This window comes from Pseudomonas sp. NPDC089554 (assembly GCF_050280645.1).
Taxonomy (GTDB): domain Bacteria; phylum Pseudomonadota; class Gammaproteobacteria; order Pseudomonadales; family Pseudomonadaceae; genus Aquipseudomonas.
Map to the genome: position 1 here is coordinate 1 of NZ_JBNNVR010000077.1, position 26,105 is coordinate 26,105.

22 protein-coding genes are annotated in these 26,105 nt (G+C 63.8%); 6 read left to right on the top strand and 16 right to left on the bottom strand.

The features are described from left to right. The coding region (locus tag ACQKPE_RS19955; protein WP_427668342.1) for an efflux RND transporter permease subunit at positions 1-2,530 on the top strand (2,530 nt) is incomplete at its 5' end. 82 nt (positions 2,531-2,612) lie between these two features. On the opposite strand, the gene ACQKPE_RS19960 is transcribed toward ACQKPE_RS19955, so the two are convergent. From ACQKPE_RS19960 to plsB, 5 genes are all read right to left on the bottom strand, one after another. Beyond that, a complete protein-coding gene (locus tag ACQKPE_RS19960) occupies positions 2,613-3,014 on the bottom strand; it encodes a hypothetical protein (RefSeq protein WP_427668343.1) in 402 nt (133 codons plus the stop codon). 136 nt (positions 3,015-3,150) lie between these two features. After that, positions 3,151-3,837: a DUF4197 domain-containing protein gene (locus ACQKPE_RS19965; RefSeq protein ID WP_427668344.1), complete on the bottom strand. Its 687-nt coding sequence runs from the start codon at positions 3,835-3,837 to the stop codon at positions 3,151-3,153. A gap of 32 nt (positions 3,838-3,869) precedes the next feature. Continuing rightward, positions 3,870-4,268 (bottom strand): YbaY family lipoprotein, encoded by a 399-nt coding sequence (locus ACQKPE_RS19970; protein ID WP_427668345.1) that lies wholly within the window; start codon positions 4,266-4,268, stop codon positions 3,870-3,872. Positions 4,269-4,339: 71 nt separating this feature from the next. Continuing rightward, positions 4,340-4,741 (bottom strand): YbaY family lipoprotein, encoded by a 402-nt coding sequence (locus ACQKPE_RS19975; protein ID WP_427668346.1) that lies wholly within the window; start codon positions 4,739-4,741, stop codon positions 4,340-4,342. A 72-nt stretch (positions 4,742-4,813) separates the two neighbouring features. Next, on the bottom strand, positions 4,814-7,300 hold the full coding sequence (gene plsB / locus ACQKPE_RS19980) for a glycerol-3-phosphate 1-O-acyltransferase PlsB (RefSeq protein ID WP_427668347.1): 2,487 nt from the start codon (positions 7,298-7,300) through the stop codon (positions 4,814-4,816). Between the two features lie 220 nt (positions 7,301-7,520). On the opposite strand from plsB, the gene ACQKPE_RS19985 reads away from it, so the two are divergent. Next, positions 7,521-7,730: a cold-shock protein gene (locus ACQKPE_RS19985; protein ID WP_427668348.1), complete on the top strand. Its 210-nt coding sequence runs from the start codon at positions 7,521-7,523 to the stop codon at positions 7,728-7,730. Positions 7,731-7,796: 66 nt separating this feature from the next. On the opposite strand, the gene ACQKPE_RS19990 is transcribed toward ACQKPE_RS19985, so the two are convergent. From ACQKPE_RS19990 to ACQKPE_RS20005, 4 genes are all read right to left on the bottom strand, one after another. Further along, positions 7,797-8,174 carry a hypothetical protein gene (locus ACQKPE_RS19990; protein WP_427668349.1) on the bottom strand — a complete coding sequence of 126 codons (378 nt, stop codon included), beginning with the start codon at positions 8,172-8,174 and terminating at the stop codon, positions 7,797-7,799. 18 nt (positions 8,175-8,192) lie between these two features. After that, complete coding sequence (locus ACQKPE_RS19995) at positions 8,193-9,005, bottom strand: putative RNA methyltransferase (RefSeq protein ID WP_427668350.1); 813 nt, start codon at positions 9,003-9,005, stop codon at positions 8,193-8,195. Next, positions 9,005-10,156, bottom strand: a complete 1,152-nt coding sequence (gene dapE, locus ACQKPE_RS20000) for a succinyl-diaminopimelate desuccinylase (protein WP_427668351.1) — start codon at positions 10,154-10,156, stop codon at positions 9,005-9,007. Before dapE ends, ACQKPE_RS19995 begins: the two co-directional genes overlap by 1 nt. A gap of 177 nt (positions 10,157-10,333) precedes the next feature. After that, the gene (locus tag ACQKPE_RS20005; RefSeq protein WP_427668352.1) at positions 10,334-12,925 is read right to left on the bottom strand and encodes a glycosyltransferase; all 2,592 of its coding nucleotides are present in this window, start codon (positions 12,923-12,925) and stop codon (positions 10,334-10,336) included. A 269-nt stretch (positions 12,926-13,194) separates the two neighbouring features. Here ACQKPE_RS20005 and tcdA point away from each other — a divergent pair, with 269 nt between their 5' ends. Beyond that, entirely contained in the window at positions 13,195-14,001 is an 807-nt protein-coding gene (tcdA, locus tag ACQKPE_RS20010; RefSeq protein ID WP_427668353.1) for a tRNA cyclic N6-threonylcarbamoyladenosine(37) synthase TcdA, read from the top strand. A 75-nt stretch (positions 14,002-14,076) separates the two neighbouring features. On the opposite strand, the gene ACQKPE_RS20015 is transcribed toward tcdA, so the two are convergent. The 4 genes from ACQKPE_RS20015 to ACQKPE_RS20030 form a co-directional block, all read right to left on the bottom strand. Then, positions 14,077-14,487 carry a SufE family protein gene (locus ACQKPE_RS20015; protein ID WP_427668354.1) on the bottom strand — a complete coding sequence of 137 codons (411 nt, stop codon included), beginning with the start codon at positions 14,485-14,487 and terminating at the stop codon, positions 14,077-14,079. Beyond that, the gene (locus tag ACQKPE_RS20020) at positions 14,484-15,689 is read right to left on the bottom strand and encodes a cysteine desulfurase (RefSeq protein ID WP_427668355.1); all 1,206 of its coding nucleotides are present in this window, start codon (positions 15,687-15,689) and stop codon (positions 14,484-14,486) included. Before ACQKPE_RS20020 ends, ACQKPE_RS20015 begins: the two co-directional genes overlap by 4 nt. A gap of 80 nt (positions 15,690-15,769) precedes the next feature. After that, on the bottom strand, positions 15,770-16,804 hold the full coding sequence (gene dapD, locus ACQKPE_RS20025; protein WP_427668356.1) for a 2,3,4,5-tetrahydropyridine-2,6-dicarboxylate N-succinyltransferase: 1,035 nt from the start codon (positions 16,802-16,804) through the stop codon (positions 15,770-15,772). Positions 16,805-16,848: 44 nt separating this feature from the next. Beyond that, positions 16,849-17,196, bottom strand: a complete 348-nt coding sequence (locus ACQKPE_RS20030) for an ArsC family reductase (protein WP_427668357.1) — start codon at positions 17,194-17,196, stop codon at positions 16,849-16,851. A 279-nt stretch (positions 17,197-17,475) separates the two neighbouring features. Here ACQKPE_RS20030 and ACQKPE_RS20035 point away from each other — a divergent pair, with 279 nt between their 5' ends. Further along, on the top strand, positions 17,476-19,122 hold the full coding sequence (locus tag ACQKPE_RS20035; protein ID WP_427668358.1) for a Na+/H+ antiporter: 1,647 nt from the start codon (positions 17,476-17,478) through the stop codon (positions 19,120-19,122). Between the two features lie 49 nt (positions 19,123-19,171). On the opposite strand, the gene dapC is transcribed toward ACQKPE_RS20035, so the two are convergent. The 3 genes from dapC to map are packed head-to-tail and all read right to left on the bottom strand — an operon-like array spanning position 19,172 to position 23,895. Then, positions 19,172-20,368, bottom strand: a complete 1,197-nt coding sequence (dapC, locus tag ACQKPE_RS20040; protein ID WP_427668359.1) for a succinyldiaminopimelate transaminase — start codon at positions 20,366-20,368, stop codon at positions 19,172-19,174. A 22-nt stretch (positions 20,369-20,390) separates the two neighbouring features. Continuing rightward, complete coding sequence (locus tag ACQKPE_RS20045; protein ID WP_427668360.1) at positions 20,391-23,090, bottom strand: [protein-PII] uridylyltransferase; 2,700 nt, start codon at positions 23,088-23,090, stop codon at positions 20,391-20,393. A 22-nt stretch (positions 23,091-23,112) separates the two neighbouring features. Continuing rightward, positions 23,113-23,895, bottom strand: coding sequence for a type I methionyl aminopeptidase (gene map, locus ACQKPE_RS20050; RefSeq protein WP_427668361.1), 783 nt, complete (start codon positions 23,893-23,895; stop codon positions 23,113-23,115). Positions 23,896-24,239: 344 nt separating this feature from the next. Here map and rpsB point away from each other — a divergent pair, with 344 nt between their 5' ends. Next, positions 24,240-24,977 carry a 30S ribosomal protein S2 gene (rpsB, locus tag ACQKPE_RS20055; protein WP_016501167.1) on the top strand — a complete coding sequence of 246 codons (738 nt, stop codon included), beginning with the start codon at positions 24,240-24,242 and terminating at the stop codon, positions 24,975-24,977. Between the two features lie 186 nt (positions 24,978-25,163). Beyond that, positions 25,164-26,027 (top strand): translation elongation factor Ts, encoded by an 864-nt coding sequence (tsf, locus tag ACQKPE_RS20060; RefSeq protein ID WP_427668362.1) that lies wholly within the window; start codon positions 25,164-25,166, stop codon positions 26,025-26,027. Positions 26,028-26,105 lie beyond the last annotated feature (78 nt).

Sequence of the window (26,105 nt, forward strand, 5' to 3'; positions counted from 1 at the left end):
GATCGGCCTGCAGGACGAGAAGATCTGGATCGAGCTGTCGAACATCAAGCTGGCCACCCTGGGTGTGCCGCTGGCCGCCGTGCAGCAAGCGCTGCGCGAGCAGAACGCGGTCAGCAGCGCGGGCTTCTTCGAAACCCCGAGCGAGCGCCTGCAACTGCGGGTAAGCGGTCGCTTCGACAGTGTCGAGCAGATTCGCCAGTTCCCCATTCGCGTGGACAACCGCACCTTCCGTATCGGTGACGTGGCCGAGGTGCACCGCGGCTTCAACGACCCACCTGCGCCACGCATGCGTTTCATGGGCGAGGAGGCGATCGGCCTGGCGGTGTCGATGAAGGATGGCGGCGACATCCTGGTGCTGGGCAAGGCCCTGGAAACCGAGTTCGCTCGTCTGGCGCAGAACCTGCCGGCGGGCATGGAGTTGCGCAAGGTGTCCGACCAGCCGGCGGCGGTCAAGGCCGGGGTCGGTGAGTTCGTCCAGGTGCTGGTCGAGGCGCTGGCGATCGTGTTGCTGGTGAGCTTCTTCTCCCTGGGCGTGCGCACGGGCCTGGTGGTGGCGCTGGCGATTCCGCTGGTGCTGGCCATGACCTTCGCCGCCATGCACTACTTTGGCATCGGTCTGCACAAGATTTCCCTCGGCGCGCTGGTGCTGGCGCTGGGGCTGCTGGTGGACGACGCGATCATTGCCGTGGAGATGATGGCGATCAAGATGGAGCAGGGCTACGACCGCCTCAAGGCGGCCAGCTACGCCTGGTCGAGCACGGCGTTCCCGATGCTCACCGGTACACTGATCACTGCAGCGGGGTTCCTGCCGATTGCCACGGCCGCCTCGAGCACCGGCGAGTACACCCGCTCGATCTTCCAGGTGGTGACCATCGCCTTGCTGACCTCCTGGGTGGCGGCGGTGGTGTTCGTGCCTTACCTGGGTGATCGCCTGTTGCCGGACCTGGCCAAACGCCATGCCGCCCGCCATGGCGGCGGCGAGCATGCGCCAGACCCCTATGCCACACCGTTCTACCAGCGTGTGCGCCGCGTGGTGGAATGGTGCGTGCGTCGGCGCAAGACGGTGATCGTGCTGACCATCCTCGCGTTCATTGCCAGCATCGCGCTGTTCCGCTTCGTGCCGCAGCAGTTCTTCCCAGCTTCCGGGCGTCCGGAGTTGATGATCGACCTCAAGCTGGCCGAAGGCGCTTCGCTGAGCAACACCGCCGAGCAGGTCAAGCGCCTGGAAGCGCTGCTCAAGCAACAGGACGGCATCGACAACTACGTGGCCTACGTCGGCACCGGGTCGCCGCGTTTCTACCTGCCGCTCGACCAGCAACTGCCAGCAGCGAGCTTCGCCCAGTTCGTGGTGCTGGCCAAGTCGCTGGAGGAGCGTGAGCGCCTGCGCAGCTGGCTGATCGCGACGCTGGAGGAGCAGTTCCCGACATTGCGCTCGCGGGTCACGCGTCTGGAAAACGGCCCACCCGTGGGCTACCCGGTGCAGTTCCGCGTTACCGGCGAGCACATCGAACAGGTACGTGCCCTGGCCCGCGAGGTGGCGGTGAAGGTGCGCGAGAACCCCCATGTGGTCAACGTACACCTGGATTGGGAAGAGCCGAGCAAGGCGGTGTACCTGGACATCGACCAAGACCGCGCACGTGCATTGGGCGTGAGCACCGCGTACCTGTCGAGCTTCCTGCAAAGCTCGCTGACCGGCAGCACGGTCAGCCAATACCGCGAAGACAATGAGCTGATCGAGATCCTGCTGCGCGGCACGGCCGAGGAACGCGGCCAGCTGGGTAGCCTGGGCAGCCTGGCGCTACCGACCGACAACGGCATGAGCGTGGCGCTGTCGCAGGTGGCCACCCTGGAGTACGGCTTCGAGGAGGGCATCATCTGGCACCGCAACCGCTTGCCGACCGTGACCGTACGTGCCGACATCTATGACAAGGAGCAGCCGGCGACCCTGGTCAAGCAGATCCAGCCGACCTTGCAGCAGGTGCGCGACAAGCTGCCAGATGGCTACCTGCTTGAGGTGGGCGGCACGGTGGAGGATGCCGAGCGCGGGCAGCGTTCGGTGAATGCTGGTATGCCGCTGTTCGTGGTGGTGGTGCTGAGCCTGCTGATGCTGCAACTGCGCAGCTTCTCGCGCACGGTGATGGTGTTTCTCACCGCGCCCTTGGGCTTGATCGGCGTGACCTTGTTCCTGCTGGTGTTCCGCCAGCCGTTCGGTTTCGTCGCCATGCTCGGCACCATCGCCCTGGCGGGGATGATCATGCGTAACTCGGTGATCCTGGTGGACCAGATCGAGCAGGACATTGCCTCGGGTCTGGACAAGTGGCAGGCGATCATAGAAGCCACGGTACGGCGCTTCAGGCCCATCGTGCTGACCGCCCTGGCGGCGGTGCTGGCGATGATCCCGCTGTCGCGCAGTGTGTTCTACGGGCCGATGGCGGTGGCGATCATGGGCGGGTTGATCGTGGCCACGGTGCTGACTTTGCTGTTCCTGCCGGCGTTGTATGCGGCGTGGTTCAGGGTGAAGAAAGCATGAAGAAATTTAAGCTACTGCCAGTCAGTTAAGCCAAATTGGGGCCGCAAAGCAGCCCCAATTTCCCTTTAAGCTGAGACCGCACTTACCAACCCAGGCATGCCCTAGTACGCCCCCTGCATGGGCCATGGCCTCTGGAACTCTCCGGTACTATTCGGCTATCAGGTTGAAGAACGAACGATTCGGCCCATTCCAATCGCGTGCCTTGTGTGCCGTCGGTTGTAGCCTTGTAGCGTAAAGACACGTCGTAGCGATTGCCGGCTTTCAAGCGGGTGCCATCGATCACGAAGCTGAAGGTCTGCGGCAGTGCCAGCGCGCCATTGTGCTTGATCGTCATCACTGGATGCATGATTGACTTACCTTTGGCGGCGCCCCATCCGTCGACCTTCTCAGACAGGGTCAATTCGTACGCGGCCGATGCATCGGGCGCTATCGAGTCTTTATCTTTGTAGTCGATGAAGATTTGCAACGTTTGAGTGGAAGACATGAAGTGAATCTCCTTGTTGATGTAGGAGTCACCAGCATGCGGTGTGATCGTTGAGAGGGGAGCGGGGAAAGTTGCTACCTCCAGAGGTGTTGAAGAAGCGGCCGCTGTGTCTGCAAGCGGCCGCTTCTGCTCAGGGTCAAAGCGCGCCGAACACCTTCTTGGCCAGGCTGGTAGCGGCCTGTGCCGGGTTCTGGCGAATGTTCTGCTCTTGCTTGGCGATCATTTCGAACAGGCCGTCGAGGGCTTTTTCGGTCACGTAGTTCTCGATATTGGCGTCATCCTTGATCAGCCCCAGGCCCTTGGCCTGCCCGGCAAAGCTGTTGTACTGCTGGGCCAGGCCGACCTTGTCGGTGGCCTGCTTGACGATAGGCAGGAACTTGGCGCGGATCTGCTCGCGGCTGCTCTTGTTCAGGTACTGGGTGGCAGAGTCCTCGCCGCCGCTGAGGATGCCCTTGGCATCGGTCACGGTCATTTTCTTCACCGCATCCACCAGGATCGCCTGGGCTTGCGGCACAGCGGCCTCGGCGGCCTTGTTCATGCTGGTTTCCAGCGCATCGACCTGGTCACCCTTGCCGAACATCTTCATGGCCTTGGCGGCCTTGCCGAGGTTGCCCGGCAGTTCGATGCGCACTTCAGGGTTGTTGCTGAAGCCGCCTGGGGTGCTCAGTTGCTTGACGGCAACCTGCGCGCCTTGCGTCAGGGCGTCCTTGAGACCGCCGCTGGCGTCGCTTTGCGACAGGTCGCCCAAAGACAGGGCCAGGGCGCTGGCCGACAGCAGCAGGCCGGCGCAGAGGGTGGTGAAACGCAGCGAGGAACGAATCATGAGGGCTTCCTTAAAGGCAGAAATGACGGGGCTCAGCGGACCTGGTCGACCTTGACCCGCAGCGGTTGCGGGTCACTGCCGTCGAGCTTCACGCCGTGGTGTTCGGTGTTGATGAACAGCAGCTTGCCATCCAACTCGATGCGCGCGCTCACCGCGTAGCGATGGCCAGGCTTGACCTGGGCAGGGTCGTAGCTGAGGTGGAAGGGCAGCGGGACATTGCCTTTGACCGGGCCGGACTGGTTGGCCAGGGTCACGGCAGGGGCGTCCATCAGCGATACATCTTGCAGGCTCACGCTCAGGGTAGCGGCGGGCGGCAGGGCGATGCGCTGGAGGTAGAAGACTTCGCCATCGAGGCTGGCGTGGTTCGAGGGGGTGTGGCTGGTGCAGGCCGCAAGCAACGATGCGCAGCACAGCAGGGAAAGCTTTTTCATGGAATCTCCGGTGTCCTTGGAGCTGGCTTGGCCAACTCCAAGGACTTTAGCGGATTTTTCCAGCAGGGTCGTCAATCGATACGGTTGCCGCCATGGATGCCTTCAGTCAGGTTACCGCCGTGAATACCTTCAACCCCGGCTGGGAGTTTCTCAACGGTGACCCGTTGCCGTTCGACCAGTGTGTTCAGGTCGACCAGGTGGTGGGTAGTGTTGATATAGAGCAGTTGGCCATCTTTTTCGATTTGTGCCGCAAGCGTATAGGTGTGGCGCGGATCGATCTGGCTGAGGTCGAAGTTGAGCTGCAGGTTGATCGGCATCCGGCCGCCGCAACGCAAGCGCAGTTCGGCCAGGCTTATGGCGGGCGCATCTGCCAGCGAGATATCGAGCAAGCTCAGCACTACCAGCGCGGAGGGTGTAAGCGTGTCGTCGCCGGAGGCGACAATTTCAACATCGAAGGATTTCAACTGGGTCATATCGATACTCCTTGAGAGGGGGACAGCGGGTGAACCATGGCCCCTCTCAAGGGCTTACGACAGGTAGAAAGCTTACACCTGTGAACTATCGATTGGCTCATCCTGGTGCAGCGCCACCTGGCGAATCGACAGGCGCAGTTCCGCCGACAACACGCGCTTGGCCACGCCTTCGGCCAGTTCGCCGAGCTTGTCGTGGTAGCCCAGCTTGCCCTCGCCATCGGGCCTGAGCACGCCTTCGCGCACCAGGGTCTGGATGAAATGGCGGAACAAAGTCTTGTCGAAGAACTCCGGGGCGTTCAGGCCATGCAGGATCGACAGGCGCTGGGCCATCATCACGCACAGGTTCTCCAGTTCCTCGGCATTCAGGCTGTGCTGGCCACTGTTGAGCAGCAGCGAGGTGGCCATGTAGAAGCGTTGCAGGGTCTGGGTGATGCTGCGCGACAGCAGGGTCAGCAGCACGAACTGGCGTGAGCTGGGCGCCGGGCGCAGGTACACATCGTTCTCGAAGCGCAGCAGGCCTTGCTCGACCAGCGCGTGCAGCCACTGGTCGATAGCCTCGTCGAGCTGCTCCGGTGCCCAGCGCAGGAACAGCTCCGCTTGCAGGTAAGGGTACAGCGCCCGCACATATTGCCCGACCAGTTCGCGGCTCATGCGCGAGCTGCTCTGGAAGAAGCTCGCCAGCAGCGCAGGCAGGGCGAAGATGTGCAGCACGTTGTTGCGGTAATAGGTCATCAGCACTGCATTGGCTTCATCCAGGTAGAGGATGCGGCCCAGCGCGTCCTTCTGCTCGGCCAGCAGTTGCATGCCGCGTACGTGCTCGATCAACGCCTTGCCATCGCCCTCTGGCAGGGTGGTGTGCGCCGAGTAGGGCACCTGGCGCAGCAGTGCCAGGTACAGGTCGAGCACGCGGGTCAGCGCGCGTTCGTCCAGCGCCAGGCGGCTGGTGGACAGCAGCGCCAGGGCCACCAGGTTGACCGGGTTGACCGCCGCCGCCTCGTTGAGGTGGCGGGCCACGGTTTCGCCCAGGCGGGTGGTGGTTTCGTTCAGCCACTGCGGGCGGAACTGCGGTGCGAGGTCCTGCTCACGCCAGCCTGGCTGTTGTTCATCGAGAAAACCCGCCAGGCGGATAGGCTCGCCGAAGTTGACGTAGACCTGGCCAAAGCGCTGCTTGAGCGCGCCGATGACCTTGAAGATGTCGAAGATCGACTCTTTCTTCTTGCTCGCGCCACGCAGCTCGCCCAGGTAGGTGCGGCCTTCGAGCACACGCTCGTAGCCGATGTACACCGGCACGAAGACGATCGGGGTGCGCGAGGAACGCAGGAAGCTGCGCAGGGTGATCGCCAGCATGCCGGTGCGCGGCTGCAACATGCGCCCGGTACGCGAGCGGCCGCCTTCGACGAAGTACTCCACCGGGAAACCCTTGGTGAACAAGGTGTGCAGGTATTCGTTGAACACGGCGGTGTACAGCGGGTTGCCCTTGAAGGTGCGGCGCATGAAGAACGCGCCACCCCTACGCAACAGGCCGCCGATTACCGGCATGTTGAGGTTGATGCCGGCGGCGATGTGCGGCGGTGTCAGGCCGTTGCGGAACAACAGGTACGACAGCAGCAGGTAGTCGATGTGGCTGCGGTGGCAGGGCACGTAGATCACTTCGTGGCCCGGGGCGATGCCCTGCACCTGCTCGATATGGTTGACCTTGATGCCGTCGTAGATCTTGTTCCAGAACCAGCTCAGCACCACTTCCAGAAAGCGGATGGCGGTGTAGGTGTAGTCAGAGGCGATCTCGTTGCCGTAGTGCAGCGCCTTGGCCTCGGCCTTGGCGTAGGGGATTTTCTCGCGTTCGGCCTCATCGCTGATGGCCTGGCGTACCAGTGGGTCATGCACCAGGCCCTTGACCAGGTTGCGCCGGTGCGAGATGTCCGGGCCGATGACCGCCGTCTTGAGGTTGCGAAAGTGCACGCGCATCACGCGCTGGGCCATGCGCACGGTGCGTTCGTGGCCTTTGTTGTGCTCCACCAGCTCACGCAGGTGGATAGGCGCGGAGAATTGCACGCGGGTCTTGCGGCCCAGGATCAGCACGGTCAGCAGGCGGCGCAGGCGGCCCGTCACGGCCCAACTGTCGGCGAACAGCAGCTTCCACGGGCTGGACTCGCTGGCCGGGGTCTGCCCCCAGAACACGCTGACCGGAATGATCTGCGCGTCCTCTTCCGGGTGCTGGCTCACGGCAGCGACCAGGCGCTGCAAGGTGGGCGGTGCGCCACGTTTGTCATGGCGGCCGAGCCAGTCTGGCTCGGGGGTCAGGTAGAAGAACGCCGCCGCTTCGTGCAAGCCGCCCACGGCAACGGGCACCACCGGGCGTGGCAGCCCTGCCTTGGTGCATTCATGGTCGATTACGGCCAGATCGGTGAGCGAAGGCGAGGGCAAGGCATAGAACACCGGGCGGCTGCGGTCGAGCTTGAGGCTGAGCGAAGACTGGTTGATGGTTTCGGAGCGCACCCACAGGTACAGGACGCGACGCAGGGCGCCGAAGATGAGGCGGCGCAAGGGGGAACGGGTCATGGGGGTAGGTACCCTGGGTGAGATTTTCAGGTGATATTCCAGCCAGTTAGTCTGCCGTATCCGCTGAAATTCAGCAAAATCCGGGCAGTCATGAAATTTTTTTGTTCGCCGTCATATACTCGGTCCGCAGCTTGCAGGAAATTTCATCAAGCTGTGTCGGCGCAGGATGATTTCTGTGCCAGCAAGGCGATCTTCAAAATAAAAATCCGGAGTAGTTCAGATGTCGTCTCGTGAGACTGGGAATGTGAAGTGGTTCAACGATGCCAAGGGTTATGGCTTCATTCAGCGCGACGGTGGTGCGGATGTGTTCGTCCACTATCGGGCTATTCGCGGTGAGGGGCATCGTACCCTGCTCGAGGGGCAACAGGTTGAATACAGCCTGACCCAGGGCCAGAAGGGCCTGCAGGCAGAAGACGTCGTCGGTCTTTAAAGCTGCAAGCCTCAGGCTGCAAGCTGTCCACGACGCTTGCAGCCTGAGGCGATGCCGCGTGTAGCTTCAGCTGGTACGCCAGGTGATTTCTTCTTCACCGTCGGCGCTGATGCGGATCCAGCGATCGGCATCTTCCTCGCCATCTTCCTCCACCCAACTGCCCGGTGCGCAGCGTACTTCTACGTCGAGCGCGGCGAAGGCCGCGCGGGCGCAGGCGATGTCGTCCTCCCAGGGCGTCTGGTCGCTTTCCAGGAACAAGCTGTTCCATTTCCCCACAGCCTTGGGTAACCAAGTGACCGGAATGTTACCGGCCTGGCACTTGAAGGTCTGGCCTTTCTGCTTCCATTCGCTGCACGGGCCCAGGGCCTGGGTGAGCCACTCGGCGACCCGGCGGTGGTCGACGTCGCTGTCCTTCAGGTAGATCTCGATATCGGGTTGGCGCATCTTGGAACTCCGCTGTGCTCAGTCTTGGCGCACGAAATAGTCATAACGCATGGAAACGGTGACCGTGAACGGTTCGGCCTGCCCGATCACCTGTGCGCGTTTTTCGGCGCTGGCGCGCCAGCCGTGCGGGGTCATCGCCAGCAGGTCGGCACGGGCCTTGGGTTCGGCCAGCGCCAGGGTGAATTCGAGCACTTCGCCATGGGCATGGTGCATGCCGTCGGGCACCAGGGCCAGGTGCTTGTCGTCGGCGTAGGGGCGCACTTCATCGTAGAGCATCTGGCGCAGCTGCATCAGGTGGCCGCTGGTCGGGCCCACCCGCATCAGGCCGCCGCCGGGCGCCAGCAGGCGCTTGGCTTCCTGCCAGTCCAGCGGGCTGAACACGCTGGCGATGAAGTCGCAGCTGTCGGCCTGCAACGGCACGCGGGCCATGCTGGCGACCATCCAGGTGACCTGTGGCGAACGGCGACAGGCACGCTTGACCGCTTCGCGTGAGATATCCAGGGCGAAGCCTTCGGCCTCGGGCAGGGCTTGGGCGAGCTGCGCGGTGTAGTAGCCCTCGCCGCAGCCGATGTCCAGCCAGCTGCGCGGTGCGCGCTCGGCGGCCAGTTCCGCCAGGCGCTTGGCAACCGGCGCGTAGTGGCCGGCGTCGAGGAAGTCGCGGCGGGCTTCGACCATGGCCTGGTTGTCGCCAGGGTCGCGGCTGTTCTTGTGCTGCACCGGCAGCAGGTTCAGGTAGCCCTGGCGGGCGCGGTCGAAACGGTGGCCGGCCGCGCAGGCCACGCCGTTGTCGAGCTGCGCCAGGGGCGCCTGGCAGAGGGGGCAGGCGAGCATCAGGCGAGCAACCGCACCAGGGTCTGGTAGTAGATTTCGGTCAGCAGGTCCAGGTCGCTGGCCAGGATGCGCTCATCGACCTGGTGGATGGTGGCGTTGACCGGGCCGAGCTCGACCACCTGGGTGCCCATGGTGGCGATGAAGCGCCCGTCCGAGGTGCCGCCGCTGGTCGACGGCAGGGTGTCGCGATCGGTGACCGCCTTGATGCTGGCCGACACGGCATCGAGCAACTCGCCCGGCTCGGTGAGGAACGGCAGGCCCGACAGCGCCCAGTCGATCGACCAGTCCAGCTGGTGCTTGTCGAGGATCTGCGCCACACGCTGCTGCAAGCCTTCGACCGTCGACTCGGTGGAGAAGCGGAAGTTGAACAGCGCGTGCAGCTCACCGGGCACCACGTTGGTGGCGCCGGTGCCGGCGTTCAGGTTGGAGATCTGGAAGCTGGTCGGTGGGAAGAAGGCGTTGCCTTCGTCCCAGTGCTCGGCAGCCAGTTCCGCCAGGGCGGGGGCGGCCAGGTGAATCGGGTTGCGTGCCAGGTGCGGGTAGGCCACGTGGCCTTGCTTGCCGCGCACGGTCAGGGTGGCGCCGAGCGAGCCGCGACGGCCATTCTTGACCACATCGCCTAGCAGGGTGGTGCTCGACGGCTCGCCGACGATGCACCAGTCCAGGCGCTCGTTGCGCGCCTTGAGGCGTTCGACCACGGCCTTGGTGCCGTGGTGGGCCGGGCCTTCTTCGTCGCTGGTGATGAGGAAGGCCACCTTGCCGTGGTGGTTCGGGTAGTCGTGCACGAAACGCTCGCTGGCGACGACCATCGAGGCCAGGCTGCCCTTCATGTCGGCGGCGCCGCGCCCGCACAGCATGCCGTCGGCGTCGATCAGCGCGTCGAACGGCTCATGCTGCCATTGCTGCACGGGGCCGGTGGGCACGACGTCGGTGTGGCCGGCGAAGCACAACACCGGGCCTTCCTGGGTGCCGTGGGTGGCCCAGAAATTGTCGACGTCCTCGATGCGCATCGGTTCGAGCTGAAAGCCGACGGCGCCCAGGCGCGTCATCATCTGGGACTGGCAGTCGGCGTCGACCGGGGTCACCGAAGGGCGGCGGATCAGGTCGCAGGCCAGTTGAAGGGTAGGCGAGAGCTCGGCTGGGGCCGTCATGGGGAACTCCGGGGGCAAGGCAAGGCGGAAACGAGGGGCGTTATCTTATATCAAGTTGTGTCTGCGGGCACGGCGCATTGGGCCGCTTTGCGGCCCATTCGCGGGCAAGCCCGCTCCTACAGGTTCACCACTGACCGTGTAGGAGCGGGCTTGCCCGCGAAGAAAGCGACGCGTACTTCAGGCAGCCTGCGCCTCGACCACCTTGTCCGCCGGCTTGGGCAGCGACGACAGAAACGCCATCACCAAAGCGGCAGCATAAGGCAGCGATTGCACCAGCAGCATCGCCACCCAAAAGCGCATGTCCGAACTCGGCAACCCCTGCACTAGGTAGATGCCCGCCGCCGCGCCCCACAGCAGCAACATGATGAACAGCTCTTCGCGTGCTTCGGAAATCGCCACCAGCAAGCCATGGCTGTCGGCATTTTTCGGGGTGCGGAAGAACGGCATGCTGCTGGTGAAGAACCCATACAGCACCGCCTTGGCGATGGTGTGCGACAGCGCCAGCCCCGCCAGTGCAGCGGCAAAGGCGTCCTTGAGGTTCACCCCGACCGCGCGACGGTAGAGGAAGATGATTTTGCCGACCTTGAAGAAGAACAACGCCAGCGGCGGAATGGCGAAGATCATCAAGGGCGGGTCGACCCGATGCGGCACGATGATCATCGCTGCCGACCACAGCAATGCACCGACCGTGAAGAAGATGTTCATGCCATCGGCGATCCACGGCAGCCAGCCGGGCAGGAAGTGGTAGCGCTGGCCGCGGGTCAGCTCGCTGCCCTTGCCGCGCAGCAGGGCGGCAGCGTGGTGCTTGATGATCTGGATCGCGCCATAGGCCCAGCGGAAGCGCTGTTTCTTGAAGTCGATGAAGGTGTCGGGCATCAGGCCCTTGCCGTAGCTGTTATGGGCGTAGGCGGCCGATAGACCTTTCTCGAACACCCTCAGGCCCAGTTCGGCGTCTTCGCAGATGCACCAGTCGGCCCAGCCCAGTTCCTCCAGCACGCGGCGCCTAGTCATGGTCATGGTGCCGTGCTGGATGATCGCGTCGCGGTCGTTGCGGGTGACCATGCCGATATGAAAGAAGCCCTTGTATTCGCTGTAGCACAGCTTCTTGAAGGCGCTTTCGTGCTGGTCGCGGTAGTCCTGGGGCGATTGCACCACGGCGATCTTCGGGTCGGCGAAGTGCGGCACCATGTGCTTGAGCCAGTTGCGGTCGACGCAGTAGTCCGAGTCGATCACCGCGATCACTTCGGCGTCCTTGGCCGTGTGTGGGATCAGGTAGTTCAGCGCGCCGCCCTTGAAGCCTGCCAAGGGCGCCACGTGGAAGAAGCGGAAGCGCTCGCCGAGTTTTTCGCAGTGGGCCTTGAGCGGCTCCCACACGGCCGGGTCCTTGGTGTTGTTGTCGATCACCAGCACTTCATAGTCGGGGTAGTCCAGGGCTGCCAGGGCATCGAGGGTCTGCTTCACCATTTCCGGTGGCTCGTTGTAGCACGGCACATGCACCGAGACCTTGGGCCGGTAGGCGCTGTCGCCCTGCACGGGCAAAAACTCCCTACGGCGCTTGTGAATCCACACCGCCTCGGCCAGTTCATGGGCCTCGGTGAGCAGCACGATGAACACGCCCAGCGCACCCAGGGCCAGCAGCAGCCCGACCGTCAGGCTGAACCAGGTACTGTATTGCTGGCTGTAGTCGTAGGCGATCCACACCAGCACCGAACCACAGAGGAAGGTGATGAATGTGAGGAAGGTGCGGCCACGCTGGCGCAGGGCCGAGCCGTCGATCAGCAGCACGGTCAGGGCGATCATCGCCAGCACCACCGAGGCCACCGCGAGCGCTCGCCATTGCGGAATCGCCACCACCGGGCCTTCGAAGTTGAACTTCTGCTGGCGCTCGGCATTGAACACGCCCCAGTAGGCGCCCACCGAGCCTTCGTCGCTGGCCTTCCACGGCTGGTCGTAGGCTTCGATGACGAAGTAGTTGTAGCCGCGACGGTTGAGGGTGGTGGTCAGCGTGCGCAGGTAGATCGCCTGGTCGGCCTGGGTGGCATCGGCGCCGCCACGCATGCGGCCATTGCTGGGCCAGCCGACCTCCGACAGCAACAGCGGCTTGCGTGGGAACTGCACCTTGAGGTCGCGAGCGCGGTCGAGCACGAACTGCACGGAGTCCTTCATCGGCACGAACTCCCAGTAGGGGAGGATGTGCGCGGCGATCAGGTCGACATGGCTGGCCAGTTCCGGGTGTTCCTTCCAGATATGCCACTGTTCGCTGGTGGTGACCGGTACCTTGACCGCTGCGCGTACCCGGTCCAGGTACTGGATGAGCGCCTCGGGAGTGATCTCTTCGCGAAACAGCGCTTCGTTGCCCACGACCACGCGCACCACGCTGCGGGTGGTGTTGGCCAGCTCGATGGCCTTGGTGATTTCGCGTTCGTTGCGTTCGAGGTCCGGGCTGATCCAGACGCCCAGGGTGACACGCAAGCCCAGCTCTTCGGCCAGCCGCGGAATCAGCTCCTGGGTGCCTTCGACGGTGTAGATGCGGATGCTGTCGGTGAGCTTGCTCATCTGCTCCAGGTCTTGGCGCATCTGTTGTTCGCTGGGGTACTGGCCTTTTTGCGGGCTCTCGCCGAGGCGAAACGGCGAGTAGGAAAAACCGGAGATCTGTTCCGGCCAGGCAGGTGCCGACACCGGGCGGTTGATCAGCGCCCAGAAACCGGTGAATAGCGCGGCGATGGCCAGGACCACCACCAGGTTGAGGCCGAGTTTGCGTGATGACATAAGCGTTTTCGTGTTCCGGGAAAGGAGCGGGTGGCAGGGCGAGTCCTACGCATACCGGTCAGGCATTGCGTTGGATTTTCTGCCTCAATTGAAGTTCTGAGCCCGCTCGGTTGTCGTCCATATCTTTTCGTTCGATGGGACATTAAAGCAGGCTTGGTAAGTGCTTTCCTAACGTTGGACGGCTCGTACATCGCAAAGGCAACTCCTGGGCGCCCTGCTGGCATATAATGCGCGCCGATTTTTGGGGGTATGAGCTTCGGGGTATGAGCATGAGCACAGAAGATCCGCGCTTCGCCGGCGTGGCCCGGTTGTACGGCGACGAAGGCCTGCAACGCTTGCAGCGCGCCCATGTGGCGGTGGTCGGCATTGGCGGTGTGGGCTCCTGGGCGGCGGAAGCCCTGGCGCGCAGTGGCGTGGGTGAAATCAGCCTGTTCGACCTGGATGACGTGTGCGTCAGCAACACCAACCGCCAGGCCCATGCCCTGGACGGGCAGGTCGGCAAGCCCAAGGTCGAGGTCATGGCCGAGCGGCTGCGGGCGATCAACCCGGCGTGCACGGTGCATGCGGTGGCGGACTTCGTCACCCGCGAGACCATGGCCGAGTACATCCACGAAGGCTTCGACTACGTGATCGACTGCATCGACAGCGTGATGGCCAAGGCTGCGCTGATCGCCTGGTGCAAGCGCCGCAAGATCGGCATCGTCACCACCGGTGGTGCGGGCGGGCAGATCGACCCGACGCAGATCCAGGTCGGTGACCTCAACAAGACCTTCAACGACCCGCTGGCTTCGCGGGTACGCTCGACCCTGCGCCGCGACTACAACTTCTCGCGCAACACCAGCCGCAACTATGCGGTGCCGTGCGTGTTTTCCAGCGAACAGCTGCGCTACCCCAAGGGCGATGGCAGCGTGTGCTTGCAGAAAAGCTTCGTCGGCGAGGGTGTGCGACTGGACTGCTCGGGTGGGTTTGGCGCGGTAATGATGGTGACCGCGACCTTTGGCATGGTGGCGGTCAGCAAGGCGGTGGAAAAGCTGGTAGGCGGGGCGCGGCGGCCTGCGGAGCGGGTCAAGGGCTAGCCATTGGTTTTTGTGGCGCCTGGCCAGGGCTGCGCCCTGGTTCGCGGGTTTACCCGCGAAGAAGGCGCTGCGGTTTCAATGCTGAGCCGACAAATCAGCCATTTGCTGCAACACCGCATGCAATCCGTTACTGCGCGATGGCGACAACTGGCGCTCCAACCCCAGTTGCCTGAACCACCCCGGCAAATCCAGTTGGGCCAGCTGCGCGCTGGCCACCCCTTGCACCCGCACCAGCAACAACGCCAGCAGCCCGCGCAACAGACGAGCATCACTGCTGGCCTTGAACCGCCACTGGCCATCGACCTGCACGCTCACCAGCCACACCAGGCTCTCGCAGCCATGCACGCGGTTGGCTTCGGTCTTCTCGCTGTCGTCCAGCGGCTCCAGGCGCTCGCCCCATTGCATCAAAAGGCGTGCGCGCTGCTCCCAGCCCTTGGCTTCGGTAAACCGCTCCAGCGCCTCGAGCGCCTGCGGCGAGAGGCTCATCGCAACAGCTCCAGGCCTTGGTCGAGGGCCTCGAAGAAACGCTGCAAATCGTCGCTGTCGTTGTACAGGGCGAGCGACACGCGGATCGCACCATCCAGCCCCAGGCCCTTGAGCAGCGGCATGGCGCAGTGGTGCCCGGCGCGTACGGCGATGCCTTGTTCGGTCAGTAAATGAGCGATGTCGGCGTTGTGCACGCCTTCGATGACGAAGCTGGCCAGCGCTACTTGAGGGGCGCCGAGCACACGAATGCCCTCGCGGTCGGCCAGCCCGCGCAGCAGGTGTTGGTGCAGGCTGGCTTCGTGGTTGGCTACGGCATGGGCATCCAGGCTGGCCAGGTAGTCGAGGGTCGCGCCCAGGCCGATGACGCTGGCGATCGGCGGGGTGCCAGCTTCGAAGCCCAGGGGCGCGGGGCGAAAGCTTGCGTCGTGGTAGTCGGCGATCTGTACCATCTCGCCGCCGAACTGCCAGTGGCGAAGCTGCTCCAGCGCCTGCGCGCGGCCCCAGAGCACGCCGACGCCATCCGGGCCATACAGCTTGTGGCTGGAGAACACGTAGAAATCGCAGCCCAGTTGCTGCACGTCGTGTCGGCCGTGTACCACGCCCTGGGCGCCGTCCACCACGGTGAGCGCGCCCTGTGCCCGTGCGTGGGCCAGTAAGGCCGGCAGCGGCTGCCAGGTGCCCAGTACGTTGGAAAGCTGGCTGACCGCCAGCAGGCGGGTGCGCGGGCCGATCAGTTGCAGCGAGCGGTCCAAGTCGATGTGTCCGTGGGCGTCCAATGGCAGGACGACCAGACGCAGGTTGCGGCGTTTGGCCAATTGCTGCCAGGGCAGCAGGTTGGCGTGGTGTTCCAGGGCGCTGACGGCAATCTCGTCACCTGCCTCGAAGCCATGTTCCAGGCCGTAGGCCAGCAGGTTCAGCGCCGAAGTGGCGCCGTGGGTGAACAGCACCTGGCGCGAGTCGGCAGCGTTGAGCCAGGCGGCCGCTTTGTCGCGGCTGGCTTCGAAGGCCTGGGTCGCCAGGGCGCCGGGCAGGTGCTGGGCGCGGTGCACGTTGGCGGCGCCATGGCCGTAGTAGTGGCTCAGGGCATCGAGCAGGGCTTGGGGCTTCTGGGTGGTAGCGGCGCTGTCCAGGTAGGTCTGGTGCTGCCGTTGCAGGGCTGCGATGGCGGGAAAGTCGGCACGCCAGGGGGAGGGCTGGAACATGGTTGCGGGGCCTGGAATGAAAATCGGGTCTGTCTTTTCAGACAAACCCGATCTTAACACTTCGAACTCCAGAGAAGTTCTCAGTTGTGGGCGTGCAGCGCCTCGTTCAGCTCGATCGCCGACTTGTGGGTCTTGCACTCCACCGCGCCGTTCAGCGAGTTGCGGCGGAACAGCAGGTCGGCCTGGCCGGCCAGGTCGCGGGCCTTGACCACCTTGACCAGCTCGTTGTTCTCGTCGAGCAGGTTCACCTTGGTGCCAGCGGTGATGTACAGGCCAGCCTCGACGGTGTTGCGGTCGCCCAGCGGGATGCCGATGCCGGCGTTGGCGCCGATCAGGCAGCCTTCGCCGACCTTGATGACGATGTTGCCGCCGCCGGACAGGGTGCCCATGGTCGAGCAGCCGCCGCCCAGGTCCGAGCCCTTGCCGACGAACACGCCGGCCGATACACGGCCTTCGATCATGCCCGGGCCTTCGGTGCCTGCGTTAAAGTTGACGAAGCCCTCGTGCATGATGGTGGTGCCTTCGCCGATGTAGGCGCCCAGGCGCACGCGGGCGCTGTCGGCGATACGCACGCCGGTCGGCACTACGTAGTCGGTCATTTTCGGGAACTTGTCCACCGAGAACACTTCCAGCAGCTCGCCCTTCAGGCGCGCTTCCAGTTGCTGCTCGGCCAGCTCGGCCAGGTCGATGGCACCTTGGCTGGTCCAGGCAACGTTCGGCAGCAGCGGGAAGATGCCCGCCAGGCTCACGCCGTGCGGCTTGACCAGGCGGTGCGAAAGCAGGTGCAGCTTCAGGTACGCCTCAGGGGTGGAGGACAGCGCGGCGTCTTCGGCCAGCAGGGTGGCGACCAGCGGCTTGTGGCTCTCGGCCAGACGGGTCAGCAGAGCATATTGGGCGGCGTCGATACCTTTGACGGCAGTGGCCAGCTCGCCGGCCAGGGCCGGGCTGAAGGCGATGGCCTGGTTGCCACCTTCATACCCCAGCAGGGGGGCCACGGCGGCGACCAGTTCGGCGGATGGCTGCACCAGCGGCTGCGCGTAGAAAACTTCCAGCCAGGTGCCCTGGCGGTTCTGGGTGCCGACACCGAAGGCCAGGCTGAACAGTTGGGTGGACATGCGGTTACCTCTTACGAAATAGGGAGTTTCGCGCGCAAGCGAGCTCAGGCCAGCGCTGCGGCGTACAGGTCGGGCTTGAAGCCGACCAGGGTGCGGTCGCCCAGGTCGAGTACCGGGCGTTTGATCATCGATGGCTGGGCGAGCATCAGTTCCACGGCTTTTGCCTGGTCGAGGTCGGCCTTGCTGGCATCGTCGAGCTTGCGGAAGGTGGTGCCGGCGCGGTTGAGGACGACTTCCCAACCATGCTCGTCGCACCAGCGGTTCAGGCTGTCACGGTCGATGCCTTGGGTCTTGTAGTCGTGGAAGGCGTAGCCGATGGCTTGTTCATCGAGCCAGGTACGGGCCTTTTTCATCGTGTCGCAGGCCTTGATGCCGTAGAGAGTGTGAGCCATTGAATGCCTGGGGCGGCGGGCTGAGCCTGACGTCCCGATACTCCTTGATGAATGGGTGGGGGCGATTATGCGGTATCAAGGGGCATGGCGCCACGGCTGAGGTGCCCATCGGTGAGGAGGAAGCGTGTCACCGCGTGTCGCGTAGCATTATGTTACATACTCCCGGGGAAACTCCGACCATGGTGCAGCGGCCCAGGCCCGCCGGTCGCCGCTAACATAGTGTTGCAACAGTGATGCCCCGCTCGCTGTCGTTCCTCGGATCACACAGGAAGCTTTCCGATGCAGTCAGCCTATACCGTTCTCATCCTGCTGACGCTGGTAAGCGTGTCGAAACTGCTGGGGCGGGTGGTGCCGTTGCCGCTGCCGTTGGTGCAGATTGCCGCAGGCGCGCTGTTGGCCTGGCCGACCCTGGGGCTGCATGTGGCGCTGGACCCGGAGCTGTTCCTGTTCCTGTTCCTGCCGCCCTTGCTGTTCGCCGATGGCTGGCGCATGCCCAAGCGCGAACTCTGGCGTCTACGCGGCCCGGTGGTGGCCTTGGCGGTGGGCCTGGTGCTGTTCACCGTGGTGGGCGCGGGCTACTTCATCCACTGGCTGCTGCCGAGCATTCCCTTGGCGGTCGCCTTCGCCCTGGCGGCGGTGCTTTCGCCCACCGATGCCGTGGCGGTGTCGGCCATCACTCAGGACCGCCTGCCCACGCCGCTGATGCACATGCTTCAGGGCGAGGCGCTGATGAACGACGCTTCGGGCCTGGTGACCTTCAAGTTCGCCCTGGCGGCGGCGATCACCGGTGTTTTCTCGTTGGCCGAGGCGAGCGCGACCTTCGTGCTGGTCGCGCTCGGCGGCCTGGCCGTGGGCGTGGGCCTGAGCTGGCTGATCGGGCGCCTGCGCGCCTGGATGATCGCCCGCGGCTGGGACGACCCGGCCACCCATGTGGTGTTCATGTTGCTGCTGCCGTTCGCCGCCTACGTGCTGGCTGAGCGCTTGGGCGTGTCGGGCATTCTTTCGGCGGTGGCGGCCGGCATGATGCAGAGCTGGCTCGACCTGCTGCCGCGCCAGACCAGCACGCGCCTGCTCAACCGCAGTGTCTGGTCGTTGCTGGAGTTCGCCTTCAATGGCCTGATCTTCCTGCTGCTGGGCCTGCAACTGCCGGACATCGTCAAGGCCGTGGTCAGCCAGGAAACCTCCGTCTGGCCGGCCCTGGCCTGGCGTTGCCTGGATGTGCTGGCGATCTTCGCGGTGCTGGTGCTGCTGCGTTTCGTCTGGGTGCAGAGCACCTGGCGCGGCATTGGCGCGCTGCGGCGCTGGCGTGGCAAGGCCGAGCTGGTGTCGATGCCCACCACGCGCTCCTGCTGGTTGTTGACGGTGGGCGGTGTACGAGGGGCGGTGACCTTGGCCGGCGTACTGTCGGTGCCCTTGCTGATCGGCGCCGACCAGGCATTTCCCGAGCGCGACTTGCTGATCTTCATCGCCGCGGGGGTCATCCTGCTATCGCTGGCCTGTGCCTGCATTGCCTTGCCAATCCTGTTGCGCGGGGTGACCAAGAGCCCGGACGAGCGCCTGCGCCAGGAGGTACAGGAGGCCTGGCGGCGCACGGCCGAAGCGGCTATCCATGCCCTGGAGGCGGAAGAGGTGATCGATGCCAATGCGCCGCAGGATGCGGCACAAGCCACCCTGGCCACGGAACTCAAGGCGCGCTTGATGGCGGAATACCGAGATGAGCTGGACAGCTACAACGACAGCGCCGAAGCCAGGGCGCTGGCCGAGCAGATGGACCTGTTGGAACGGCGACTGCGCCTGCGTGCACTACGGGCGCAGCGCTTGGAACTGTACAGCCTGCACCGCCAGCACCTGGTGGGGGATGAGGTGGTGCGCCAGGTGCTGGGCGAGCTGGACCTGAGCGAGGCGAACCTGGGTCAGGTCAGGTAGCTCAGTTGAGCGTTCTTCGCGGGTTTACCCGCGAAGAGGCTGGCGAATACTAGCGGTTGGCCAGGAAGTCGCGAATCCGCTCGGCGGCCTCGATGCACTCGGCCAGCGGCGCGACCAGCGCCATGCGCACCCGCCCAGCACCTGGGTTCACGCCGCTCACTTCACGGGACAGGTACGACCCCGGCACCACCGTTACATGTTCGGCCTCGAACAGGTCGCGGGTAAACGTGGCATCGTCGCCAGGCACCTTGGCCCACAGGTAGAAGCTGCCATCCGGGCGCTGCACGTCGAGCACCGGCTGCAGGATATCCAGCACGGCATCGTACTTGGCGCGGTACTGGTCGCGGTTCTCGCGCACATGGGCTTCGTCCTGCCAGGCGGCGATGCTGGCCAGCTGGGTCTGCACCGGCATGGCGCAGCCGTGGTAGGTGCGGTACAGCAGGAACGGCTTGATGATCGACGCATCGCCGGCCACGAAGCCAGAGCGCAGGCCTGGCAGGTTGGAGCGCTTGGACAGGCTGTGGAACACCACGCAACGGGAGAAATCACTGCGGCCCAGCTCGGCACAGGCGCTCAGCAGCCCAGGAGGCGGGGCGTCTTCGTCGAAGTACAGCTCGCTGTAGCACTCGTCGGCGGCGATCACGAAGTCGTGCTCGTCAGCCAGGGCGATCAGTTTCTTCAAGGTGTCCATCGGCACCAGTGCGCCAGTAGGGTTGCCTGGCGAGCACAGGAACAGGATCTGGCAGCGCTTCCAGACCTCGGCCGGCACGGCGTCGAAGTCTGGGTTGAAGCCGTTGTTCTCCAGGCACGGCAGGTAGTGCGGGGTGGCACCGGCCAGCAGCGCTGCGCCTTCGTAGATCTGGTAGAACGGGTTGGGGCTGACCACCAGGCCGTCGTCGGCGCGGTTGACTACGGTCTGGGTGAAGGCGAACAGGGCCTCGCGGGTGCCATTGACCGGCAGGATGTGGCGCTCGGCGTCCAGCCAGCCGGCCGGCACGCCGAAGCGTCGCTCGCACCATTGCCCGATGGCCTGGCGCAAGGCCGGCAGGCCCAGGGTGCTGGGGTATACGGCGAGCTTGTCGAGGTTGTCGGCCATGGCCTGGGCGACGAAGGCCGGCGATTCATGCTTCGGCTCACCGATCGACAGGGCGATGGCGCGTTTGCCCGCCGCAGGTGTCACGCTGCCCAGCAGGGCGCGGAGTTTCTCGAACGGGTAGGGCTGAAGCTGGGTCAGGGCATGGTTCATCGGCGCAAGGTCTCGTCAATCGTTAGAAGGTCACGCGGGTAGGGCTGGTGTCGCTGGCCTTGTCGGCATTCAGCTGTTGCACGATGGCCTCCTGCAGACGGCTGCACAGCTGGGGGTCGGACAGCGGTTGGTTGTCGGCGTCGGTGACGAAGAACACGTCTTCCACGCGCTCGCCCAGGGTGGCGATCTTGGCGTTCTGCAGCGACAGGTCGAACTCCAGGAAGATCTTGCCGATGCGTGCCAGCAGGCCCGGGCGGTCTGGGGCGGTGATCTCGAGGATGGTCACCGGGCGCTGGGCATCGTTGAGGATGGTCACCTGGGGGGCGAAGGTGAAGTGCTTGAGCTGGCGCGGCACCCGACGCTGGATGATGTTCGGATAGTCCTCGGGGTTACGCAGGGCCTCGGTCAGCCCTTCGCGGATCTGCTTGACCCGCGCCGGGTTGTCGCCGATGGCACCGCCGTCGGCGTCCAGCACGATGTAGGTGTCGAGGGTGAACTGGCTGCTCGAGGTGATGATGCGCGCGTCATGGATGTTCAGGTTGAGCTGGTCCATGGCGGCCACGGTCACGGCGAAGAAGTCGTGTTGGTCGGGGGCGTAGATGAAGATCTGCGTGCCGCCTTCGAACTCGCGCTGGGTGGTTTCCTTGATCAGCACCAGCGGGCCGCCATCGGCCGGTTGCTGGAGGATCGCGTCGGTGTGCCAGGCCACGTCGGCGGAGGTGTGCTTGAGGAAATAGTCATCGCCCAACTGCGACCACAGCTGTTCGACGTCGTCCGGGTCGGTGCCTTCGCGCACCAGGATATCCAGCGCGGCGCTCTGCGTCTGGCGGATCTGCTCCTCGCGGTCCAGCGGGTTTTCCAGGCCACGACGCAGGGCACGCTTGGTCTCGGTATAGAGCTGGCGCAACAGGCTTGCGCGCCACGAGTTCCAGAGGCTGGGGTTGGTGGCGTTGATATCGGCCACGGTCAGTACATAGAGGTAATTCAGGCGTGTCTCGTCGCCCACCAGCAAGGCGAAGTCGTTGATCACCTGCGGGTCGGAGAGGTCCTTGCGTTGTGCGGTGGTGGACATCACCAGGTGGTTCTGTACCAGCCAGACGATCAGCCGGGTGTCCCAGGCCGGCAGCTTGTGGCGCTCGCCGAAGGCCTGGGCATCCACTGCGCCCAGCTCGGAGTGGTCACCCTGGCGACCCTTGCCGATGTCGTGGTACAGGCCGGCAAGGTAGATCAGCTCGGGCTTGGGCAGGCGGCCCATGAGCTTGCTGGCCAGCGGGAATTTCTCGGACACCGGCGTGTACTGGAGCTTGCGCAGGTGCTTGATGAGGTTGAGGGTGTGCGCGTCGACTGTATAGATGTGGAACAGGTCGTGTTGCATCTGCCCGACGATAAAGCCGAACTCCGGCAGGTAGCGGCCGAGAATGCCGTAGCGGTTCATGCGCCGCAGGTTGCGGTGGATGCCGATCTCGCACTTGAACAGCTCGATGAACAGGCTGGTGTTGCGAATGTCATTGCGGAAACTGTCGTCGATCAGGTGGCGGTATTCGCGCAGCTGGCGCACGGTATCGGCGCGCACACCCTTGATCTCAGGGTGCTGGGCCATCAGCACGAACATTTCCAGCATGGCGAACGGCGTACGTTTGAACACGCTTGGGTTCACTGCTTCTATATAGCCGTCGTGCAGGCGGAAGCGCGCGTTCAGCGGCTGGGTGCTGCCGTTGTCGTCGGCCAGGATCACTTCCTCGAAGTGCTGGATGATCAGGTCGCACAGCTGGCTGATGCTCATCACCACCCGGTAGTACTGCTGCATGAACTGTTCGATGGCGCGCTTGGGGTTCTCGTCGGTGAAACCCAGCAGGGCGGCGACGCTGCGCTGGTGGTCGAACAGCAGGCGGTCTTCGGCGCGTCCGGCAAGCATGTGCAGGGCATAGCGCACCCGCCACAGGAAGGCTTGGGACGAGGCAAGCAGTTCGTTTTCGCTTTCCAGCAGGAAGCCTTCGCCGGCCAGGGCGTGCAGGTTCAGCGTGCCGTACTGGCGGCGGGCTACCCAGAGCACGGTCTGGATGTCGCGCAGGCCGCCGGGCGAGCCCTTGACGTTGGGTTCGAGGTTGTACTCGGTGTCGTTGTACTTGTGGTGCCGTGCCTTGAGCTCGGCACGCTTGGCCAGGAAGAACTCCTTGCTCGGCCACACCTGGGCGGTGCTGGTGGCCTCCAGCATGCGCTGGCGCAGGGGCTCAGGCCCGGCGATGGTGCGGCTTTCCATCAGGTTGGTGATGATCGTGAGGTCGGCGCGGGCCTGTTCGGTGCACTCCTCGACGGTGCGCACGCTCTGCCCGACTTCCAGGCCGATGTCCCACAGTAGGGTCAGGAAACGCTCGATGGCGTCGCGGTACTGCTCGTGTTCGTCGGCGCCCAGCAAAATCAGCAGGTCGATGTCCGAGTGCGGGTGCAGCTCGCCGCGCCCATAGCCGCCGACGGCCACCAGGGCGATGCCGTCCGAATCGCCCCAGTCGAACTGGCTCCAGGCCTGTTGCAGGATGTTGTCGACGAACCATGCACGGTCCTCGATCAGCCCACGAATGTCGCTGCCTTGGCGAAAGCGCTGGTCGAGCACTTCGCTGGCCTGGCGGATGGCTTTCTTGAAGGCGGCGATAGGGCTTGCCTTGAGCGCCAGTTCCGCCTGGAACTGACCTCGGTCGAACAGCTCAGGATCCAACTGGGGCATCGCGTGACGTTCCTTTATAGGGTCAGGCCGAGGTGCGCGGGAGGGTGTCGTCCTTGCGCAGGGTGAAGATCTCGTAGCCGCTGGCGGTGACCAGCAGGGTGTGTTCCCACTGGGCCGACAGCTTGCGGTCCTTGGTGATGGCGGTCCAGCCGTCGCCCAGCACCTTGGTGTCGGCCTTGCCCTGGTTGATCATCGGCTCGATGGTGAAGGTCATGCCTTCCTTGAGCTCCATGCCGGTGCCCGCCTTGCCGTAGTGCAGCACTTGCGGCTCTTCGTGGAATACCCGGCCGATGCCGTGGCCGCAGAACTCGCGCACCACCGAGAAACCGTTCTTCTCGGCATGTTTCTGGATCGCTTCGCCGATATCGCCCAGGCGGCAGCCCGGCTTGACCAGCTCGATGGCCTTGTACAGGCACTCCTGGGTCACCTTGGACAGGCGCTCGGCCCAGGGCGCGACGGTGCCGACATGGAACATGCGGCTGGTGTCGCCGTGGTAGCCATCCTTGATCACGGTGATGTCGATATTGATGGTGTCGCCATCCTTGAGCGGCTTCTCGTTAGGGATGCCGTGGCAGACCACGTGGTTGATCGAGGTGCAGATCGACTTGGGGAAGCCCTTGTAGTTCAGCGGCGCCGGGATGGCCTGCTGGACGTTGACGATATAGTCGTGGCACAGGCGGTCGAGCTCTTCGGTGGTGACGCCGGGCTTGACGTGTTCCTCGATCATCTCCAGCACTTCGGCGGCCAGGCGGCCGGCAACGCGCATCTTCTCGATGTCTTCTGCGGTCTTGATGGTGACGGTCATACAGGCTCTCTACGGCGCCGTGCGGCGCGCACAAAAACGGGAAAGGCCGGATTCTAACAGAGCAGGAAGGCATTCTGTCGGGAGAAAACTTGTCCTGCGTGGCGCTATTGCAGGCATTCTGGCGTGATTGACCTGCTGCTGCAAAAGCGGCTGACGGACGAAACATCATTCGGGTTCCGTTCGTCCGCGGTCTGTGGTATAAAATGCGCCGCTTTCGGGGACGACCCCGGAAGCTTAAACCCACACACGTGTCGACACGGTGGCCTGGGTGCCCGAGGTCTTCGGACCTGAGGGTTGGCCATTGGGATGCGTGGAGGCCCAACCCGACTTATCAAGGAACTATCATGTCCCAAGTCAACATGCGCGATATGCTGAAGGCCGGTGTGCACTTCGGCCACCAGACCCGTTACTGGAACCCGAAAATGGGCAAGTACATTTTCGGCGCGCGTAACAAGATTCACATCATCAACCTGGAAAAAACCCTGCCAATGTTCAACGAAGCTCTGGCTTTCGTAGAGCGTCTGGCCCAGGGCAAGAACAAGATCATGTTCGTCGGCACCAAGCGTTCCGCCGGCAAGATCGTCGCCGAGCAAGCTGCTCGTGCCGGTTCGCCATACGTTGACCACCGCTGGTTGGGCGGCATGCTGACCAACTACAAGACCATCCGTGCTTCGATCAAGCGTCTGCGCGACCTGGAAACCCAGGCCGAAGATGGCACCTTCGCCAAGCTGACCAAGAAAGAAGCCCTGATGCGCTCGCGCGATCTGGAAAAGCTGGACCGCAGCCTGGGTGGTATCAAGGACATGGGCGGTCTGCCTGATGCCCTGTTCGTCATCGACGTCGATCACGAGCGCATCGCGATCACCGAAGCCAACAAGCTGGGCATTCCGGTTATCGGCGTTGTCGATACCAACAGCAGCCCAGAGGGTGTTGACTACATCATCCCAGGTAACGACGACGCCATCCGCGCCATCGAGCTGTACATGACTTCGATGGCTGACGCCATCATCCGCGGCCGCAACAATGTTGCCGGCGGCACCGAAGTCTACGTTGAAGAAGCGGCTGCACCTGCTGCCGAGTAATTGACGCCTGGCGTCTACTTGGCACGCAAAAAGGGGGCTAGGCCCCCTTTTTGCCACCTGAAATCCTCCTGTCAGCAGTACCGCCGCATCATGTGTCACGCAGGCAGCAAGACAGTGGGTTTCCAGAATTGAACGCCCGTCACGAGCGGGTGGAATGGTTGAAAAACTTTCCAAGAGGATTTTGAAATGGCAGCAATTACTGCAGCGCTGGTCAAAGAACTGCGCGAGCGTACTGGCGAAGGCATGATGGATTGCAAAAAGGCCCTGGAAAAGGCCGGCGGCGACATCGAAAAAGCCATTGACGACATGCGTGCTTCCGGCGCCATCAAGGCCGCCAAGAAGGCTGGCAACGTCGCAGCTGAAGGCGCTATCGCCGTCAAGGCCGACGGCAAATCGGCCGTTCTGCTGGAAGTGAACTCGCAGACCGACTTCCTGGCCCTGCAAGACGACTTCAAGAACTTCGTTGCCGAGAGCATCGAAGAGGCCTTCGCCCAGAAGCTGACCGACGCCGCGCCGCTGATCGCTTCCCGCGAAGCCGCTCGCGAAGCCCTGGTTGCCAAGGTTGGCGAGAACGTCAACATCCGTCGCCTGGTGCGCGTTGAAGGTGACGTTGTCGGTGCTTACCTGCACGGCAACAAGATCGGTGTCGCTGTTGTCCTCAAAGGCGGTGACGTCGAACTGGCCAAGAACATCGCCATGCACGTTGCCGCTTCGAACCCAGAGTTCCTGGATTCGTCGGAAATCTCCGCCGAGGCCATCGAGCGCGAGAAAGGTGTCTTCCTGCAGCTGAACGCCGACAAGATCGCCGGCAAGCCGGAAAACATCGTCGAGAACATGATCAACGGCCGTATCACCAAGTTCAAAGCCGAAGCCACGCTGAAAGAGCAAGCTTTCGTCATGAACCCGGAGATCAAGGTCGGCGATCTGGCCAAGAAGGCCGGTGCTGAAATCGTTTCCTTCACCTACTTCAAAGTAGGCGAAGGCATCGAGAAGCCAGTCGACAACTTCGCTGAAGAAGTGGCTGCTCAGCTGGCTGCCGCCAAGCAGTAAGACGGACTCGTCTGTCGCCCCGACTGGGAGCACCGCTTCGCCCCCGACCTGCCGCTGTACGCGCAGATCCACCGCGAC

Bases quoted from the DNA above. Each gene is read 5' to 3' on its own strand.
- ACQKPE_RS19990 (WP_427668349.1), bottom strand. From the start codon at position 8,174: ATGCGCCAACCCGATATCGAGATCTACCTGAAGGACAGCGACGTCGAC.
- ACQKPE_RS20030 (WP_427668357.1), bottom strand. From the start codon at position 17,196: ATGGCTCACACTCTCTACGGCATCAAGGCCTGCGACACGATGAAAAAG.
- ACQKPE_RS19995 (WP_427668350.1), bottom strand. From the start codon at position 9,005: ATGCTCGCCTGCCCCCTCTGCCAGGCGCCCCTGGCGCAGCTCGACAAC.
- plsB (WP_427668347.1), bottom strand. From the start codon at position 7,300: ATGACCCGTTCCCCCTTGCGCCGCCTCATCTTCGGCGCCCTGCGTCGC.
- tcdA (WP_427668353.1), top strand. From the start codon at position 13,195: ATGAGCACAGAAGATCCGCGCTTCGCCGGCGTGGCCCGGTTGTACGGC.
- ACQKPE_RS20035 (WP_427668358.1), top strand. From the start codon at position 17,476: ATGCAGTCAGCCTATACCGTTCTCATCCTGCTGACGCTGGTAAGCGTG.
- ACQKPE_RS19965 (WP_427668344.1), bottom strand. From the start codon at position 3,837: ATGATTCGTTCCTCGCTGCGTTTCACCACCCTCTGCGCCGGCCTGCTG.
- dapE (WP_427668351.1), bottom strand. From the start codon at position 10,156: ATGACGGCCCCAGCCGAGCTCTCGCCTACCCTTCAACTGGCCTGCGAC.
- ACQKPE_RS20015 (WP_427668354.1), bottom strand. From the start codon at position 14,487: ATGAGCCTCTCGCCGCAGGCGCTCGAGGCGCTGGAGCGGTTTACCGAA.
- tsf (WP_427668362.1), top strand. From the start codon at position 25,164: ATGGCAGCAATTACTGCAGCGCTGGTCAAAGAACTGCGCGAGCGTACT.
- map (WP_427668361.1), bottom strand. From the start codon at position 23,895: ATGACCGTCACCATCAAGACCGCAGAAGACATCGAGAAGATGCGCGTT.
- ACQKPE_RS19960 (WP_427668343.1), bottom strand. From the start codon at position 3,014: ATGTCTTCCACTCAAACGTTGCAAATCTTCATCGACTACAAAGATAAA.
- ACQKPE_RS20045 (WP_427668360.1), bottom strand. From the start codon at position 23,090: ATGCCCCAGTTGGATCCTGAGCTGTTCGACCGAGGTCAGTTCCAGGCG.
- dapD (WP_427668356.1), bottom strand. From the start codon at position 16,804: ATGTCCACCCAACTGTTCAGCCTGGCCTTCGGTGTCGGCACCCAGAAC.
- ACQKPE_RS19970 (WP_427668345.1), bottom strand. From the start codon at position 4,268: ATGAAAAAGCTTTCCCTGCTGTGCTGCGCATCGTTGCTTGCGGCCTGC.
- ACQKPE_RS20020 (WP_427668355.1), bottom strand. From the start codon at position 15,689: ATGTTCCAGCCCTCCCCCTGGCGTGCCGACTTTCCCGCCATCGCAGCC.
- ACQKPE_RS20005 (WP_427668352.1), bottom strand. From the start codon at position 12,925: ATGTCATCACGCAAACTCGGCCTCAACCTGGTGGTGGTCCTGGCCATC.
- dapC (WP_427668359.1), bottom strand. From the start codon at position 20,368: ATGAACCATGCCCTGACCCAGCTTCAGCCCTACCCGTTCGAGAAACTC.
- ACQKPE_RS19985 (WP_427668348.1), top strand. From the start codon at position 7,521: ATGTCGTCTCGTGAGACTGGGAATGTGAAGTGGTTCAACGATGCCAAG.
- ACQKPE_RS19975 (WP_427668346.1), bottom strand. From the start codon at position 4,741: ATGACCCAGTTGAAATCCTTCGATGTTGAAATTGTCGCCTCCGGCGAC.
- rpsB (WP_016501167.1), top strand. From the start codon at position 24,240: ATGTCCCAAGTCAACATGCGCGATATGCTGAAGGCCGGTGTGCACTTC.